Origin of the sequence: Cedecea sp. AS113 (genome assembly GCF_037152415.1) — a bacterium.
Classification (GTDB): Bacteria; Pseudomonadota; Gammaproteobacteria; order Enterobacterales; family Enterobacteriaceae; genus Cedecea.
This window is the reverse complement of sequence record NZ_JBBCMI010000004.1, coordinates 278,664-294,905: the sequence shown is the minus strand read 5'-3', so window position 1 is coordinate 294,905 and position 16,242 is coordinate 278,664. Positions and strand designations below refer to the sequence as shown.

Annotated in this window: 17 protein-coding genes and 2 pseudogenes; 6 read left to right on the top strand and 13 right to left on the bottom strand. The window is 56.1% G+C overall.

Features of this window, described 5'->3' with window-relative positions; translation table 11 throughout:
- The first annotated feature begins 49 nt into the window (after nucleotides 1-49).
- Nucleotides 50-448: an ACT domain-containing protein gene (locus WFN87_RS07200; RefSeq protein ID WP_336982299.1), complete on the top strand. Its 399-nt coding sequence runs from the start codon at nucleotides 50-52 to the stop codon at nucleotides 446-448.
- A 51-nt stretch (nucleotides 449-499) separates the two neighbouring features.
- Here WFN87_RS07200 and WFN87_RS07195 read toward each other — a convergent pair whose 3' ends face one another.
- On the bottom strand, nucleotides 500-1,336 hold the full coding sequence (locus WFN87_RS07195; protein WP_008461370.1) for an alpha/beta fold hydrolase: 837 nt from the start codon (nucleotides 1,334-1,336) through the stop codon (nucleotides 500-502).
- Between the two features lie 281 nt (nucleotides 1,337-1,617).
- Between WFN87_RS07195 and WFN87_RS07190 the strand changes: the two are divergent.
- Nucleotides 1,618-1,881: pseudogene (locus WFN87_RS07190) on the top strand (tyrosine-type recombinase/integrase); the annotation flags it as partial.
- Nucleotides 1,882-1,929: 48 nt separating this feature from the next.
- Complete coding sequence (ttcA, locus tag WFN87_RS07185) at nucleotides 1,930-2,865, top strand: tRNA 2-thiocytidine(32) synthetase TtcA (protein ID WP_336982300.1); 936 nt, start codon at nucleotides 1,930-1,932, stop codon at nucleotides 2,863-2,865.
- A gap of 67 nt (nucleotides 2,866-2,932) precedes the next feature.
- Here ttcA and ynaL read toward each other — a convergent pair.
- The 4 genes and pseudogenes from ynaL to WFN87_RS07170 all read right to left on the bottom strand — a co-directional run.
- Nucleotides 2,933-3,058 (bottom strand): annotated as a pseudogene (gene ynaL, locus WFN87_RS24145) (proline-rich small protein YnaL); the annotation flags it as partial.
- Between the two features lie 267 nt (nucleotides 3,059-3,325).
- Complete coding sequence (zntB, locus tag WFN87_RS07180) at nucleotides 3,326-4,309, bottom strand: zinc transporter ZntB (RefSeq protein ID WP_008461367.1); 984 nt, start codon at nucleotides 4,307-4,309, stop codon at nucleotides 3,326-3,328.
- Nucleotides 4,310-4,468: 159 nt separating this feature from the next.
- Nucleotides 4,469-4,735, bottom strand: coding sequence for a DksA/TraR family C4-type zinc finger protein (locus WFN87_RS07175; RefSeq protein ID WP_008461366.1), 267 nt, complete (start codon nucleotides 4,733-4,735; stop codon nucleotides 4,469-4,471).
- 72 nt (nucleotides 4,736-4,807) lie between these two features.
- Nucleotides 4,808-6,427, bottom strand: coding sequence for a peptide ABC transporter substrate-binding protein (locus WFN87_RS07170; protein ID WP_336982301.1), 1,620 nt, complete (start codon nucleotides 6,425-6,427; stop codon nucleotides 4,808-4,810).
- Nucleotides 6,428-6,595: 168 nt separating this feature from the next.
- Between WFN87_RS07170 and mpaA the strand changes: the two genes are divergently transcribed.
- The gene (gene mpaA / locus WFN87_RS07165) at nucleotides 6,596-7,303 is read left to right on the top strand and encodes a murein tripeptide amidase MpaA (RefSeq protein WP_336982302.1); all 708 of its coding nucleotides are present in this window, start codon (nucleotides 6,596-6,598) and stop codon (nucleotides 7,301-7,303) included.
- Between the two features lie 3 nt (nucleotides 7,304-7,306).
- On the opposite strand, the gene ycjG is transcribed toward mpaA, so the two are convergent.
- Nucleotides 7,307-8,272, bottom strand: coding sequence for an L-Ala-D/L-Glu epimerase (gene ycjG, locus WFN87_RS07160; RefSeq protein WP_166992956.1), 966 nt, complete (start codon nucleotides 8,270-8,272; stop codon nucleotides 7,307-7,309).
- 138 nt (nucleotides 8,273-8,410) lie between these two features.
- Between ycjG and tpx the strand changes: the two genes are divergently transcribed.
- Nucleotides 8,411-8,917 carry a thiol peroxidase gene (gene tpx, locus WFN87_RS07155; protein WP_008461361.1) on the top strand — a complete coding sequence of 169 codons (507 nt, stop codon included), beginning with the start codon at nucleotides 8,411-8,413 and terminating at the stop codon, nucleotides 8,915-8,917.
- A gap of 51 nt (nucleotides 8,918-8,968) precedes the next feature.
- On the opposite strand, the gene tyrR is transcribed toward tpx, so the two are convergent.
- The 7 genes from tyrR to pspA all read right to left on the bottom strand — a co-directional run bounded on the left by tyrR (nucleotide 8,969) and on the right by pspA (nucleotide 15,003).
- The gene (gene tyrR / locus WFN87_RS07150) at nucleotides 8,969-10,531 is read right to left on the bottom strand and encodes a transcriptional regulator TyrR (protein ID WP_008461360.1); all 1,563 of its coding nucleotides are present in this window, start codon (nucleotides 10,529-10,531) and stop codon (nucleotides 8,969-8,971) included.
- Nucleotides 10,532-10,757: 226 nt separating this feature from the next.
- Nucleotides 10,758-11,825 carry a YcjF family protein gene (locus tag WFN87_RS07145; RefSeq protein ID WP_336982303.1) on the bottom strand — a complete coding sequence of 356 codons (1,068 nt, stop codon included), beginning with the start codon at nucleotides 11,823-11,825 and terminating at the stop codon, nucleotides 10,758-10,760.
- Nucleotides 11,822-13,219, bottom strand: coding sequence for a YcjX family protein (locus WFN87_RS07140; protein WP_008461358.1), 1,398 nt, complete (start codon nucleotides 13,217-13,219; stop codon nucleotides 11,822-11,824). Before WFN87_RS07140 ends, WFN87_RS07145 begins: the two co-directional genes overlap by 4 nt.
- A 112-nt stretch (nucleotides 13,220-13,331) precedes the next feature.
- Complete coding sequence (pspD, locus tag WFN87_RS07135; protein ID WP_008461357.1) at nucleotides 13,332-13,562, bottom strand: phage shock protein PspD; 231 nt, start codon at nucleotides 13,560-13,562, stop codon at nucleotides 13,332-13,334.
- A 127-nt stretch (nucleotides 13,563-13,689) separates the two neighbouring features.
- Nucleotides 13,690-14,049 carry an envelope stress response membrane protein PspC gene (pspC, locus tag WFN87_RS07130; RefSeq protein ID WP_039303566.1) on the bottom strand — a complete coding sequence of 120 codons (360 nt, stop codon included), beginning with the start codon at nucleotides 14,047-14,049 and terminating at the stop codon, nucleotides 13,690-13,692.
- Entirely contained in the window at nucleotides 14,049-14,273 is a 225-nt protein-coding gene (gene pspB, locus WFN87_RS07125) for an envelope stress response membrane protein PspB (protein ID WP_008461355.1), read from the bottom strand. Before pspB ends, pspC begins: the two co-directional genes overlap by 1 nt.
- Nucleotides 14,274-14,334: 61 nt before the next feature.
- Entirely contained in the window at nucleotides 14,335-15,003 is a 669-nt protein-coding gene (pspA, locus tag WFN87_RS07120) for a phage shock protein PspA (protein ID WP_008461354.1), read from the bottom strand.
- Nucleotides 15,004-15,175: 172 nt separating this feature from the next.
- Between pspA and pspF the strand changes: the two genes are divergently transcribed.
- A complete protein-coding gene (gene pspF, locus WFN87_RS07115; protein ID WP_008461352.1) occupies nucleotides 15,176-16,174 on the top strand; it encodes a phage shock protein operon transcriptional activator in 999 nt (332 codons plus the stop codon).
- Nucleotides 16,175-16,242: the final 68 nt, after the last annotated feature.

Below are 16,242 nucleotides of genomic sequence, written 5' to 3'. Positions count from 1 at the left end.
CTCAAACGCTATTTAATTCGTCCTCACTCAATGAAAAGGAGACGGATAAATGGCTGGCGAGAATAACCTGGCAATACTACTGAGTAATGCTGCCCCGGAGCTTAACCCGGGTAAATATGTTTTTTGCACTTTAGCCTCATTTTCTGCGGAATTAAAAGATGCCGCCATTGTGACCGTCCGCGAGGCTGAAGGCTTCACGCTGGTCCTGCCTCAGGATCTGGCGGATAAACATGCCGTAAGCTATGACTACGTCGCCAGTTGGATCACCCTGAAGATTCACTCATCCCTCGCCGCCGTTGGCCTTACCGCCGCATTTTCACGCGCGCTGGCGAAAAAAGGTATCAGCTGTAACGTGGTGGCTGGGTATTATCACGACCATATTTTCGTGGCCCATAAAGATACCGAGTCGGCGATGGCGGCCTTGTCATCTTTGGCATCCGAGGCATAAGCGGGGAAATAAGAAGGGGAAGCTTTCGGCCTCCCCCTGATAACAGCGCTATCAGCTGCGGATAAATTTCAGGATATCCGCATTGATGGTATCGGCATGCGTGGTATGCATCCCGTGAGGATAGCCGGGGTAGATGTGCAGCGTGCTATTGCTGAGCAGTTTATCCTGCAGAATAGCCGCATTTTTGTACGGCACAACCTGGTCGTCATCGCCCTGCAGAACCAGAACCGGCACGGTGATGGCTTTCAGATCGTCGGTCTGGTCGGTTTCTGAAAACGCTTTGATCCCTTCATAGTGGGCCTTCGCGCTGCCGGCCATGCCCTGCCGCCACCAGTTCCGAACACTCCCCTCAGAAACATCGGCGCCCTGGCGGTTAAAGCCGTAGAACGGGCCTGAGGCAACATCAAGGTAAAACTGCGCACGATTTGCCGCCAGCGCCTTACGGAAGCCGTCAAACACCTCGAGCGGCGTTCCGCCCGGATTACTCGCCGTTTTCACCATCAGCGGCGGCACGGCACTGACTAAAACGGCTTTCGCAACGCGCCCCTGAGGCTGCCCGTATTGGGCGACATAGCGAGCCACTTGCCCACCGCCGGTTGAGTGGCCGACGTGCACGGCATTTTTAAGATCCAGATGTTCCACCACCGCCGAGGCATCTGCCGCATAATGATCCATATCGTGCCCATCGCTGACCTGGTCAGAACGGCCATGCCCGCGTCTGTCGAACGCGATAACCCGGAAGCCTTCGCCTAAGAAAAACAGCATCTGGTTATCCCAGTCATCGGCGCTGAGCGGCCAGCCGTGATGAAAAACAATCGGTTGTGCCGTTTTCGGCCCCCAGTCTTTATAAAAGATATTGACGCCATCTTTCGTCTTTACGAATGTCATAAACCTCACTCCTTGTTGCTATGAATGTTCGGTAACCTGGTAAAGCATAGTCGATGGACGTGGCGTGACCGTAAATCCTGCTGGCATTCGCCGCCGCAATCCGTACCCTACGCGCCGGCATGACACGCCGTGCGTGTTGGATTCAGAGCCAGAGACTTTCATGGCCACTCAAAAAGAACAATACAACCTGATTTAGCACTGCATTGATTTTGGGCCAGGGTCAAAAACCCGGAAATCTCAAAAAGTGCGTGGAACTAAAACGGGTGTACTTACATAAAGACGAACAAAAACCGTATGACAACGTGTCGAGCATTGGTGACCGTCGGGGCGCAGCTGTAAAACGTGCTGGAATTCGCCGCCGGAATCCGTACCATACACGCCACACTTACGCATGCTGGCTGTTATCTGCAGGTGCGAACCCCTCATTTATTGCAAATCAGATGGGGCATGAAAACGCGCAGATGGTTTATGAAGTCTATGCTGCATGGATTGAAGAACTGAGCGGCAACCAGGTGAATAGGCTTCACAGTAAGCTGGCGCTTTGAAAAAGTTTGCCCCTTATATGCCCCTTTTGGTTTCAGAGACAGTAAATAATGCAATTGAATCAAGAAGCTACAAAAAAAGAACAGTACAACCTGAACAAGTTACAAAAACGCCTGCGCCGTAACGTGGGTGAAGCGATTGCCGATTACAACATGATTGAAGACGGCGACCGCATTATGGTTTGCCTTTCCGGCGGCAAAGACAGCTACACCATGCTGGAAATCCTGCGTAACCTGCAGCAAAGCGCGCCAATCAGCTTTAGTCTCGTGGCGGTAAATCTCGACCAGAAACAGCCGGGGTTCCCTGAGCACGTGCTGCCTGCCTACCTGGAAAGCATCGGCGTTGAATACAAGATTGTGGAAGAGAACACCTACGGCATCGTGAAAGAAAAGATCCCGGAAGGCAAAACCACCTGTTCTCTGTGTTCGCGCCTGCGTCGCGGCATTCTTTACCGCACCGCCACCGAGCTGGGCTGTACCAAAATCGCCCTGGGCCACCATCGCGACGATATTCTGCAAACGCTGTTCCTGAACATGTTCTATGGCGGCAAGATGAAGGGCATGCCACCGAAGCTGATGAGCGACGACGGAAAACATATTGTTATCCGCCCGCTGGCCTACTGCCGCGAGAAAGACATTGAGCGTTTTGCCATCGCCCGCGAATACCCAATTATTCCGTGCAACCTGTGCGGCTCGCAGCCAAACCTGCAGCGCCAGGTGATTGCCGACATGCTGCGCGACTGGGATAAACGCTATCCGGGCCGCATTGAGACGATGTTCAGCGCGATGCAGAACGTGGTGCCATCACATCTCTGCGATACCGAGCTGTTTGATTTTGCAGGCATTACCCACGGTGCAGAAGTGGTGAACGGGGGCGACCTGGCGTTCGATCGCGAAGAGATCCCTATGCAGCCCGTCGGCTGGCAGCCGGAAGAAGACAGCGTTGACGCCCCGCTGCAGCGCCTGGATATTCTGGAAATTAAATAATCCCCATTCCCTCTCCGCCCGGAGAGGGAAAACTTCAATGGTGTGTCGGTGGGTCGATTATCGGCCTTGGATCCGGGTCGGTCGGCGGATCGGGTATGGGCTGTGGCCGCGGAAGCGGGTCGGGTACCGGCACGGGTTCGGTGGGGAAAGCCGGGTCGCTCATCATCAGGCTGTTGCGATACAGCATCGTCATCTCCTGGGTGGGTGAATCGCCCTTTAAAGCATAGTCCACAAATTGCAGGCAAAAAAAAGCCGACTTTGAAAGTCGGCATGGTATGAATCAATTGTGCTATGCAGTAATTCTAAAAAAGGAAGTAAGACAATATGGAGCGCAACGCCCATCGCTTGACGTTGCATTCACCTGCAAGAGAGAGTTTGCCGCGGCAAGGCTTTCGGTTTCTTGATTTTGCTCAATAACAGCGCCGTTTTCGCCCACAAACTCGTTCCAAATCCCGCAACTTTACAGCCATTTACTGCGATGTAACCACCAGGCAACACCACCAATCATAACCACCAACATGATGCAGAACAGCGCAAAGCCGAAGGCCCAGCCTCCGCCGGGAATACCGCCGAGGTTCACGCCAAACAGCCCGGTTAAAAACGTGCTGGGTAAAAATACCATCGCCATCAGCGACATGGTGTAGGTTCTGCGGTTTAAGGATTCCTGCATAACCTGGGAGATTTCATCGGTCATCACGCCGGTGCGGGCGATGCAGGCGTCGATTTCATCCAGCCCCCTGCCCAGCCTGTCGGCAATATCCTGCATGCGGCGGCGCTGGTCGTCGTTCATCCAGCTTAGCCGCTCGCTGGCGAGGCGCGCATAGACGTCACGCTGCGGAGACATATAGCGCCGCATGACAATCAGCTGTTTACGCAACAACGCCAGCGCCCCACGAGGCGGCACCTGCTGGTCGAGCAAATTGTCTTCAAGGTCGATGATTTTATCGTGCATTTGCTCGATAAATTCGCTGGCGTGGTCGGTCAGCGCATCGCAGGCATCCACCAGCCAGCTGCCGCAGTCGGTTGGGCCGGTGCCTTCATTCAGGTCGTTCACCACATCATCCAGCGCAAGAACCTGCCGCCTGCGGGTTGAGACAATCAGCCGTTCGTCAATGTAGAGCCGCACGGCTACCAGCTGGTCCGGGCGTTCATCGGTATTGCCGTTGATGCAACGCAGAGTGATTAGCGTGCCGTCACCCACGCGAGAAACGCGGGGACGCATGCTTTCACCGGCTAACGCCTCCCTGACATAGTTCGGCAACAGCGGCGTGTTGGCCAGCCAGTCGGCGCTGTCGGCGTTGGTGTAATTCAGGTGTAGCCAGCAGGGATGCTCGCTGTCGATAATTTCATTGTTGTCGAGAGGCCTGACGCCGCCCCTGCCATCCAGTTGCCAGGCAAACACCGCGTCCGGCACGTGCAGCTCGCTGCCTTTAATTACATCCACTGCGCAATCCTCAAGCTGAATCAGTTCTTTCTGTCAGTCTAGCCATCTCTGAAACGAAGGCAACCACCTGAGGTTATCAAACGCGCTGAATTTGCAGAGAAAAGAGTAAATAAAGCTTAACCAGAGACATAAAAAAACCGGGCGATGGCCCGGTTCTTACTAGCGTAACTGGCTGTCTTTCGAGCCACGGCGGTTATAGCCTGAGAATGTGGCCCGGCGCGCATCTTCCGCCTGCTGGCAGCGAATACACAACCGCACGCCCTGAATCGCTTTGCGCCGTGCTTCCGGAATGCATTCGCCGCATTCTTCGCAGTATTCGAGGCTTTCGCCCTTCGGTAGCTCGCTGCGCGCTCTGGCCACGGCGTCGTCCACGGTACTGTCGATTTGCTCCTGAACGGCGCCGTCATTGGCCCAACCTGATGCCATCTCGTCACCTCCGCAATCGCTATGCCTGAGGTGACGATCATAGCACTTTTTCTGGCTAAACTTTAGCCATACTTAGTGTTTGATAATATACATCGTGCGGCTGTAGGCCACGTCTTCCGGGTTGTTGATCGGGTAGCCCTTCAGCCACGGTTTGATCAGGCGACCGTTGGTGTACTGGTAGATTGGCGCGATAGGCGCTTTTTCCTGAATGACTTTTTCGGCGGCGTTGTAATCCGCATTCCGCGCTTTGTCGGTAGTTTCCTGCGCGGCCTGGGACAGCAGCTTGTCGTATTCCGGGGAATTGAAGCGTGAAATATTCCCGCTGTGGGTGGACGTTAGCAGCGACAGGAAAGTAGAAGGTTCATTGTAATCCCCGACCCATGACGCACGAATGACGTCGAAATTGCCGGTGTTGCGGCTATCGATGTAGGTTTTCCACTCCTGATTTTGCAGCTTCACGTCAACGCCCAGATTTTTCTTCCACATCGACGCAACGGCAATCGCTATCTTCTGGTGGTTTTCAGAAGTGTTGTACAGCAGCGTCAGTTTAAGCGGTTTGGCATCGCCATAGCCGGCGGCACGCAGCAGCATTTTCGCCTGGGCGTTCAGCTCCTGCTGGCTCATGTCTTCGAACGGAGAGCGGTCTGGCTTAAAGCCCGCGGTAACGTCAGGCGTAAAGCGCCAGGCCGGTTTCTCTCCCGTGCCCAACACTTTTTCAGCCATCAGGCGGCGGTCGATGGTCATACTCAGGGCGAGACGAACACGAGCATCCGCCGTCGGTCCTTTTTGCGTGTTAAACGCATAATAGTAAGTGCCAAGCTGCGGCGGCGTGTAAACCTGCCCCGGAATGTCCTTCAGCAGTTTCTGATAGAGATTTTTCGGGAAAGATTCGGTGATGTCGATATCGCCGGCCAGGTAACGCTTGGTGGCCGCCGACTCCTGGTTAATAGGAATAAAGGTCACTTTGGTCAGCACCGTTTTCCCGTTGTCCCAGTAATTTTTATTCGGCACCACAACCAGCTTCTCGTTCACCACGCGGTCCTGCAGCGTAAATGCGCCGTTGCCCACGAGATTGCCGGGTTTCGTCCATTCATTACCCATTTTTTCAACAACCGCTTTAGGCGTGGGATAGAAGGCAAAGTTTGCCGCCAGGCTTGGGAAGAACGGTACGGGTTTATCAAGCTGTACGCGAAGCGTTTTAGCATCTACGGCGGTAACGCCGAGCTTATCAGCCGGCATTTTCCCGTCGATAATGGCCTGGGCGTTGGTGATACCCGCCAGCGCGGCAAACCAGGCAAACGAAGAGGTATTTTTAGGGTCAACCAGCCGCTGCCAACTGTAAACAAAATCCTGCGCGGTGACAGGCGTTCCATCGGACCAGCGGGCGTTGTCGCGAAGCGTAAACGTCCAGATGCGGTTGTCGTTGCTTTGCCACTTGGTGGCAACACCCGGCACCAGTTCACCCTTTTCGTTTTGGTTAACCAGGCCTTCAAATAAATCGCGAATAACCTGAATTTCCGGCAGACCAACCGCTTTGATTGGGTCCAGGCTCGCAGGTTCATCTTTAATATGTCTGACTAACTCCTGACTGCTCGCCAGCTTCGTTCCCGCAGGAACATCCGCCGCCCAGGCGCTTTGCAGCATGGCGGCCACGGCCAACGCACAACAGCTAAAACTGAGGCTTTTTTTCATCGCTTTCCTTCCGTGTTTTTGCATTCAGGAGATTGGTGTAAGTTACTGTAGCGTAATTTATTCTTTTGATTCCAGGAAAAAGCTCACATCTGCGGATTAAGGTGAGTTTTCCCTAAAACATTGCTATTAATGACGTTAATAGCCGCTTTATTCAGTGAGAGGAATATCATGCCCACGACCCGCCCTCGCCCCCAGCGCGGCCACCTGCCGCCGGGCTGTGAACGCTACGGCAAATCGGTACTAGGTGCGCCGTTGCTCTATTTCCCCGCCACTCAACCGGAAGAACGCAGCGGGCTTATCATTGCCGGTACTCACGGGGATGAAAACGCCGCGATGGTGGCGCTTTCCTGCGCCTTAAGAACGCTTGAGCCGCAGTTCAGGCGGCACCACGTGGTGCTGGCGGTTAACCCGGACGGCTGCCAGCTTGGCCTGCGCGCCAACGCGCACGGCGTCGATTTGAACCGCAACTTCCCGGCGGCCAACTGGAAAGCTGGCGATACCGTTTACCGTTGGAACAGTAGCGCGGACAAGCGTGACGTGGTGCTTTCTACCGGGCAAACGCCGGGCTCCGAACCAGAAACCACCGCGTTGTGCCAGCTTATTCATCAGCTGCAGCCCGCCTGGGTAGTCTCTTTTCACGATCCGCTGGGCTGTATTGAAGATCCGCACAGCTCGGCGTTGGGGCACTGGCTGGCTGAAGCCTTTGCGCTCCCGCTGGTGACCAGCGTTGGCTACGAAACGCCGGGGTCGTTCGGCAGCTGGTGTGCCGATTTAGGCCTGCCGTGCATTACGGCTGAATTCCCACCTATTTCAGCCGATGAGGCCAGCGAGCGCTACCTGCGGGCGATGACTGACCTTTTGCACTGGCACAGATAAGCATTAGGGATAAAGTTTTCCCGTTTCAAAATGCAGCGAGGGCTCCACGTCGACGGCAAGCCAGGTGGGGCCATCGAGATCGGCAAAGCGCACCTTAGCCGCCAGCGGTAAAGCGGCGGCAATGGCGCGAGATGTGCAGAGCATACAGCCGAGCATGACATCAAAACCCTGTTCTCGCGCGGCCTGAGCCAGCAATAATGCCTCAGTTAAGCCCCCGGTTTTATCGAGCTTAACGTTCACCATGTCGTAGCGCCCGGCAAGCGCTGGCAGGCTGCTGCGGGTGTGGCAGCTTTCGTCGGCGCAAATCGGCAATGGGTGAATAAAATTCGCCAGCGCATCATCATCCCCCGCCGGCAGCGGCTGTTCCAGCATCGCCACGTTGAGATCGGCCAGCAGCTGGCAGCGGGCGGCCAGGCCATCACTCCGCCAGGACTCGTTGGCATCCACAATCAAAATGGCTTCCGGCACCGCCGCCCTGATAGCCACCATCCGTTCGGTGATGAGGCGATCGTCCAGTTTCACCTTGAGCAGTCGGGCGCCCTTCTGCCAAAGCAAAGCCGCTGAGGCAGCCATTTGTTCCGGGGCGGCAATCGTAACGGTTTGCGCCGTGGTCACCATTTCCGGCAATTCGACGGCGTTCAGGGCCGATATCGTGGTGTGTTTCTGGCGGGCTTCCAGGTCCCAAAGCGCGCTGTCAATGGCGTTCCGCGCCGCCCCTGGCGGAAGAGCCTGCTGTAATTCAGCGCGCGTCATGCCGCGCTCAAGCTGTGAAAGTACCGTGGTGACCTGGGCCAGCACCGAAGCATCGCTTTCGCCATAGCGTGGATACGGCGTGCATTCGCCGACGCCTTTTATGCCGCCTTGTTCGATTTCCACCACCACAACAACCGCCTCGCTGCGGGTTCCACGCGAGATTACAAATGGCGTATGGAGCGGCCAGGCTTCCTGGTAAACTTTCACTGTTCTCATCATCAGTCTCCCTTGGGGTTATCGCCTGAGTATAGCGAGCCCGCGCTTTTGCATGTACTTTCAGTTTTTTATGTTCATCACGGATTTCCTGGAATACACTGTTCCCGGCGTTAATTTTATGTAAAAGGAAGATTAAACATGTCACAAACCGTTCATTTCCAGGGCAACCCGGTCAAGGTTGCAGGTCAGATCCCACAGAAAGGCAGCAAAGCCGCCGCCTTCTCTCTGGTTGCGAAAGATCTTTCTGACGTTGCGCTGAGCCAGTTTGCCGGCAAACGTAAAGTGCTGAATATTTTCCCAAGCATCGACACCGGCGTGTGTGCCGCGTCCGTGCGTAAATTCAACCAGTTGGCTACCGAGCTGGATAACACCGTTGTGCTGTGTATTTCTGCCGACCTGCCGTTCGCTCAGTCCCGTTTCTGCGGCGCTGAAGGCCTGAACAACGTTGTCACCCTTTCCACCCTGCGTAACCCTGAGTTCCAGCAGACTTACGGCGTCAGCATTGCCGAAGGCGCGCTGAAAGGCCTGACCGCACGTGCGGTAGTGGTTATCAATGAAAACGATGAAGTGATCTTCAGCGAGCTGGTGAATGAAATCACCACCGAGCCGGATTACGCTGCGGCACTAGACGTGCTGAAGGCTTAAGCCTCAGACCTGTATGAAAAGAAAACCCCGGATTTCCGGGGTTTTTTGTTTTTACTCTTCGCCCTTCTTCTGGCTCAGTCCGTACTCACGCAGCTTGTTGGCGATCGCGGTATGGGAAACACCCAGCCGTTTTGCCAGCTTACGCGTACTTGGATAACTGCGGTACAGCTGTGTTAACACGGAACGCTCAAAACGGCTGGTAATATCGTCCAGCGAGCCTTCCATCGCCTCTTCCCCCACGGCCAGGCTGGCCGAGTCGAAGTCCGGCAACAGGATGTCCTGAGGGCGCAGCTCGTAGCCTTCCAACTGAGTTAGCGCGCGGTAAATGGCGTTTTTCAGCTGACGCACGTTACCCGGCCAGCCGTAGCGGGTCAGCACGCTGCTTAAATCGTGAGACAGCTTAGGCCGCGGTACGCCCTGCTCGTCGGCAAAGCGCGCCACAAACAGCTCCGTCAGCGGCATGATGTCCTGCGGGCGATCGCGCAGCGGCGGCAGGTTCAGGGTCAGGACGTTGAGGCGATAATAGAGATCCTCGCGGAACTCGCCTTTCTGCACCAGCTCCACCAGATTTTTTTGTGTCGCGCAAATCACGCGGACATCAACATGCACCTCATGCTCTTCGCCGACGCGACGGAACGTGCCGTCGTTCAGGAAGCGCAGCAGTTTGGTCTGCATACGCGGCGACATTTCACCGATTTCGTCCAGCAGCACAGAGCCACCGTTGGCCTGCTCAAAGAAGCCTTTTTTCCCTTCGACGGCGTTGGCATAAGCCCCGGCCGCGTGACCAAACAGTTCGCTTTCGATCACGTCGTCAGGAATAGAGCCGCAGTTCAGCGCCAGATAAGGTTTTTGCGCTCGCGGGCTGCTCAGGTGGCAGGCATTGGCCAGAAGATCTTTGCCCGTGCCAGTATCGCCCACAATCAGCAACGGGGCATTCAACAGCGACAGTTTGCGCGCCTGCTCAACCACATGACGCATTTTCTGGCTGACGGCGACAATCTGGTCAAAGGCGCTGAAATCGCTGCTGGAGAGGTTTTGCAGCTGGCGCCCCATGCGCACGGTAGAGCGCAGCATCACCACCGCGCCCACCAGCAGCGGCTGATTATCTTCGCCATCCAGATGAACCGGGGTGATCTCCAGCAGGAAGTTTTGCCCGTGGATCACAACATGTTCGGTGTGGGAGTCGTGCGGTTCGCTCTCCAGCCAGCGGGTGAAGTTAAACCCGCTGATCAACGTGCCCGCATTATGGTTCCGCAGACGATCTTCGCTCTGCCCGAACAGCGCGCAGCTTGCCGGGTTGGCCAGTTCAACTTTGCTGCGCATATCCAGCGACAGCACCGGCTCCGGCAGCGCCTCAAGTAGCGCACTCAGGGCGCGATGTTCACGCTCGGAAGGCATCCACGGTACTTTACGCACGTCGGTAACATCAGGGATGCGGCGAATTTCCGCCATCAGGCTGCTGAAAGATTCAAAATCAAGGGAGGAAAAATTAAGGTAAATACGCCCGATCGGGTCAATTTCGATACCGCGCAAATCAATACCGCGCAGCACTAACAGATCGAGCAGTTCACGAGTGAGACCAAGGCGGTCCTGACAAAAGACTTCCAGACGCATGCAGGTGACCTTATGTTACGGAAAACGGCCTATACGACCTTCAGCCGGGCTGAAGGACCTCATAGAGTTGCAGGGATAATAACGCAGTTAGCCGTTGGCAAGAAGATGCCTGTCATGAAATGTTGACACTAAAAGACAAACCACTGGTCAACAAGCACGAAATTTATACGTGTGCTGTAAACAACAAAGGGCAGCCGAAGCCGCCCTCCAGGTCAATGATACAAATTCAGTTGGTAGGTTTGTTTTTCCCGGAGGCCAGCGTCTCTTTCAGCTGAACCAGAAGCTGTTTGCGGAAATCCCCCAGCCGGGGCTTGTCATCCTCCAGCCACGGCAGCGGACGGCAGAGCTCCATCGCCTTAATGCCCAGGCGGGCAGTTAACAGCCCGGCCCCAATCCCCTGCGCGGCGCGAGCCGAAAGTCTGGCAGCAATGTCCTGCGACATCCAGTCCATGCCGACTTCACGCACCAGCTCGCTCGCCCCGGCGAAAGCAATATTCAGCAGCACCAGGCGGAACAGGCGAATACGGCTGAAATAGCCCAGTTCGATACCGTACAGCGTGGCGATGCGGTTGATCAGGCGCAGGTTACGCCAGGCAATAAAAGCCATATCCACCAGCGCCAGCGGGCTGACGGCGATCATCAGCGTGGATTCGGCAGCAGAACGGCTAATTTCACGCCGGGCCTGAGCGTCCAGCACCGGCTGAACAAGCTGGGCATAAAGCGCCACGACTTCCCGGTCGTTGTGGGTTTCATGGATCGAGGCATACCAGCGCTGCAGCGCCGGATGGCCTTTATCCAGCCCGGCCTGGCTGGCCAGTTTTTCGCAGAACGCCCGCCCTCTGCCCGTGCTGTGACTGGCGAGCAGTTCTCGTGCCTCGTCACGCTCTTCGGCACGCTGGCGCAAACGCCACAACCTCCGCCATTCGCTGGCAATCGAGCCGACGCCAGCCGCGACGATAAGCCCCCCGGCAACGCCGCCGCCAAGGGCGATCCAGTCCTGAGTCACAAAAGCGTTGTGGGTCCACTGTACGCCCTGAGCCACAACGCTGACGCCAAACAGCGCCAGTCCGGCTGTCACCATTTTGCGCCACAGGCTGCGTTTCGGTCTTAAAGCAGCTTCAATAACAGCCTCGGCCTGCCCTTCTTCGTCGGCAAGCGTTTCAACGCTGGTGGTGACCGGGGTAAACTTTTGCGCTTCCGGTTCACTGAACGCGTGTGCCGCTTTCCAGTCCTGTTCTTTTCCCGCCTCCAGCGGCTGCGCAAAATCGATGCGCGGTTTAATAGGATCGCTCATCGCAATTTATCTCCAATTAAGAATTCCAGCGCTGCGTCCAGCCTGATGTGCGGCAGCGGACGGTCAACGTCCATCACCTGCGGCCGGAACTGTTCGAACTGAAAGCCCTGATTTTGCCAGAAAGCATTGCCGGGCAGGCGCGAAGGCACCTCCCCCGGATACACCGTCAGCGGCGCACCGTCGTTCAGGCGATTGCCGCGCAGCGCCGGGATTTGCTCCCCCTGCACGTCCACAATGCCGCTTTGCGTTGCCTGCACGGAGGCCAGCCCCATGCAGTCCATGCTGATGCCTTCGAAGGCCGCGTTTTGCCAGGCGTCCTGCACCAGCTGTTGCAGGAGAGAAACCATGTTAGCGTGCTGGTCTACCGTGACATGGTCGGCTTTGGTGGCGGCAAACAGCAGCTTATCGATCACCGGGGAAAACAGGCGACGGAACAGCGTGCGCTGCCCGTAGTGGAAGCTTTGCATCAGCTGGGTTAACGCCAGGCGCATATCGTTGAACGCCTGGGGCCCGCTGTTGAGCGGCTGCAGGCAATCCACCAGCACAATCTGTCTGTCGAAGCGCAGGAAGTGATTCTTATAGAACCCTTTCACCACCTTTTCACAGTAGTAATCAAAACGCGCGCGCAGCATGCCGATGTTGCTGCCCTTATCCGCCTGGGCCAGCTTCGACTCACCAAAAGCATCCACATCCGGCCATGGGAAAAACTGCAGCGCGGGCGCGCCCGCCATATCTCCGGGCAGGACAAAGCGCCCCGGCTGAATAAAATGCAGCCCTTCTTTCTTGCAGCGCAGCAGGTAGTCAGTCCACGCTTCGGCAACCGCCGCCAGGCGGTTTTCATCGGCGGGAGCGAGAGGATCTAAACCCTCGCAAAGGTGACGCCATTCCGCCGACCACTCGGCACGCTGGCCCTGCAGCAGGCCTGTCATCTGGCGCGACCAGCTCAGGTAATCCTGCGCCAGCATGGGCAGGTCAAGCAGCCACTCCCCCGGATAATCAACAATCTCCAGGTAAAGCGTGGACGTGTCTTTGAAGTGGCGCAGCAGCGAATCGTTGGAGCGGTAGCGTAACGCAAGGCGCATTTCGCTTACGCCACGAGTCGGCGTCGGCCAGGCCGGTGGCGTGCCGAAAAGCTGCGCCATGCCTTCATCATAGGTGAAACGCTGAATGCCCAGATCGCGCTGCGGCACGCGCTTAACGCCGAGCAAACGCTCTTCACGAGCGGCGCTAAGCATTGGCAGCCGTGCGCCGGTGTGAATGCCCAGCAACTGGTTGACCATCGCGGTGATAAATGCGGTTTTACCGCTGCGGCTCAGCCCGGTTACCGCGAGGCGTAAATGACGATCAACGCCCCGGTTTACCAGGGCGTTAAATTCGTTTTTGAGTCGGTTCATAAGCGTCCTGATTGCCTTCCGCTGCAGAAAATACCTTTATTGATAATATCAAATGGGGCTGATTACCAAGAATCAAAACGTTAAGCGGAAGATTTCGCCGCCGCGAGGAGGGTTATTTTGCCATGCGGCGGTCGTAACGGTCAGAGACGTTGCGCAGGATGCGGGTCAGTAACGGCTCCAGCACCACGGCCAGTATCATTTTCAGCGGGCGGCGGGCTACCGATTTGATCGCCCACGCCGCAAAACCCGCCGGGCCGAACCGCAGCGCGGCAAGTAAAGCAAGCTTCCCGGCAAGTTTCAGGCCTGGTTTAGCTTTCTGGCTGACGGAATGGAATGTAGTCATTGTCTCTCCAAAAGCGGTTAATTGCGGTGGGTGGTTGGTATTGAGCCTGGGCGCCCTCACCCCGGCCTTCTCCCCCAGGAGAGGGAGAAAACCTGTTTATCCCCTCTCCCTCAGGGAGAGGGTTGTTTTACAGCTGGCGAAAACGGCTGCGCAGCGTGAAAGTGTCAGACGTAATGTAACGCTCCATCGAGCGTAAACGTTGCTCACCGGCGGCCAGTTCCGCATCCACCGCGTTCAGCAGATCGCGGTTGGTCGGTTGCGTATCTTTTTCATCTGCGCCGTAGGGCATCGGGTCCAGCACAAATGTCATCACGATGTAGGCCACCAGCACAAAGAACGACAGGCCAAAGAATATCGATAAAATTGCAATGGCGCGGACCAGTTTGACCGGCACATCAAGGTATTGCGCAATACCCGCGCAAACTCCTTTTACCATCCCCTTCTCAGGGATACGCCACAGCTTACGACCGGAAAATGAATTCACCATTAGTTGTTTCTCCAGTTCGGGTGTTCGGCATCAAGGATCTGTTCCAGAGACTGAATGCGCTCCCGCATCTGTCGCGCCTCATCGGTCAACTGGGCAAGCCGCTGCTGCTCACTCTGTGAAAGCTGCCCAGCATCAGGACGATTGCTGTAGTGAAGCCACAGCCAAATCGGCGCCACGAACAGCACAAAAATGGTCAACGGGATAGCAAGAAAAAGCGCAGTCATGTGTACTCCTTACGGGTCAGGCTTGAGTCGCGATGCGCCGGGCGCATCGCGGCCTGGATTATTATTGACGATCCTGGTTCATTTTTGCTTTCAGCGCAGCTATCTGGGCGCTGATTTCATCATCGGCTTTTAGCTCGGCAAACTGCGCGTCCAGAGACTTCTGTTTGCCAAAGGCGTGGCTTTCCGCCTCGGATTCCATCTGGTCGATGCGGCGCTCGAAAGATTCGAACCGGGCCATCGCTTCATCCAGTTTACCGCTATCCAACTGGCGGCGAACATCGCGTGAAGAAGAGGCAGCCTGATGACGCAGGGTCAGCGCCTGCTGGCGAGCGCGAGTTTCGCTCAGCTTATTTTCCAGCTCGCCGATTTCTTTCTTCATGCGCGCCAGAGTTTCATCCACGTGCACAACTTCATTTTCCAGCGTGACGATCAGGTCGGTCAGCTTCTGTTTTTCAATCAGCGCGGCACGAGCCAGATCTTCTTTCTCTTTACGCAGCGCCAGCTCGGCTTTTTCCTGCCATTCGGCCTGCTGCGCGGTAGCTTGCTCCACGCGGCGGCTCAGCTGTTTCTTTTCGGCCAGCGCGCGGGCTGAAGTGGAACGCACTTCTACCAGCGTGTCTTCCATTTCCTGAATCATCAGGCGCACCAGCTTCTGCGGATCTTCCGCTTTCTCCAGCAGGGAGTTGATGTTCGCATTCACGATGTCGGCAAAACGAGAAAAAATACCCATAATTCAATCCTCTTAGTCATTATCTCAGGTGCCAGGCACTCTGCTCTGACAGGATATTGCAGCATCCGTGCCAACTTTTTACTTCATTGATTAATAAGAATTAATGTAAATTTGACGATCCCATGAAAGCCGCTATAGTGGTTAAATTAACTAACTATTAGGGAATTTAACCATGCCTGAAAACAAGGACAGCCTCATTGGAGAAGCTAATAGCTTTCTGGAGGTCATGGAACAAGTTTCCCGCCTGGCCCCGCTGAATAAACCGGTGCTGGTCATCGGCGAACGCGGCACCGGGAAGGAACTCATCGCCAACCGCCTGCATTTCCTCTCCCAGCGCTGGCAAGGGCCTTTTATCTCCCTCAACTGTGCGGCACTGAACGAAAACCTGCTCGACAGCGAGCTGTTTGGCCACGAAGCCGGCGCGTTTACCGGCGCGCAGAAGCGCCATCAGGGTCGTTTTGAACGAGCTGAAGGCGGCACGCTGTTTCTTGATGAGCTGGCCACGGCCCCAATGCTGGTGCAGGAGAAGCTGCTGCGGGTGGTGGAATACGGCGAACTTGAGCGCGTGGGCGGCAGCCAGCCGCTACAGGTGAATACTCGCCTGGTCTGCGCCACCAATGCCGATTTGCCGGAGCTGGCCGAACAAGGGAAATTCCGCGCCGACCTGCTCGACAGGCTGGCGTTTGACGTGGTGATGCTCCCGCCGCTGCGCGAGCGGCGATCGGATATCCTGCTGCTGGCCGATCACTTTGCGATTCAAATGTGCCGGGAACTTAATTTGCCGCTGTTCCCTGGTTTTACCGGGAGGGCCTGCGAGACGCTGCTTAACTATGGCTGGCCGGGCAATATCCGCGAGCTGAAAAACGTGGTTGAGCGCTCGGTGTACCGCCACGGCTCAAGCGATGAGGCGCTGGACAACATTATCCTTAACCCTTTCACTCATAAACCTGCCCCGCTCCATCAGGCCAGACAAGAGGCTCCGGCGCACCTGCCCGGCCTGCCGCTCGATCTGCGAAGCTGGCAAAACGAACAGGAGAAAAATCTGCTGGAACAAAGCCTGAAGCAGGCAACTTTTAACCAGCGCCGGGCTGCAGAACTGCTGGGCGTGAGTTATCATCAGCTACGAGCGATGCTGAAAAAACACCAATTAAGCAGCCTGACGCCGGACTGAGCGGCGTTTTTTTCATCGTCCTGCGCAGAAAATTGCCGATCGTCACCAGTAATTTTGGGGAGAAGGCA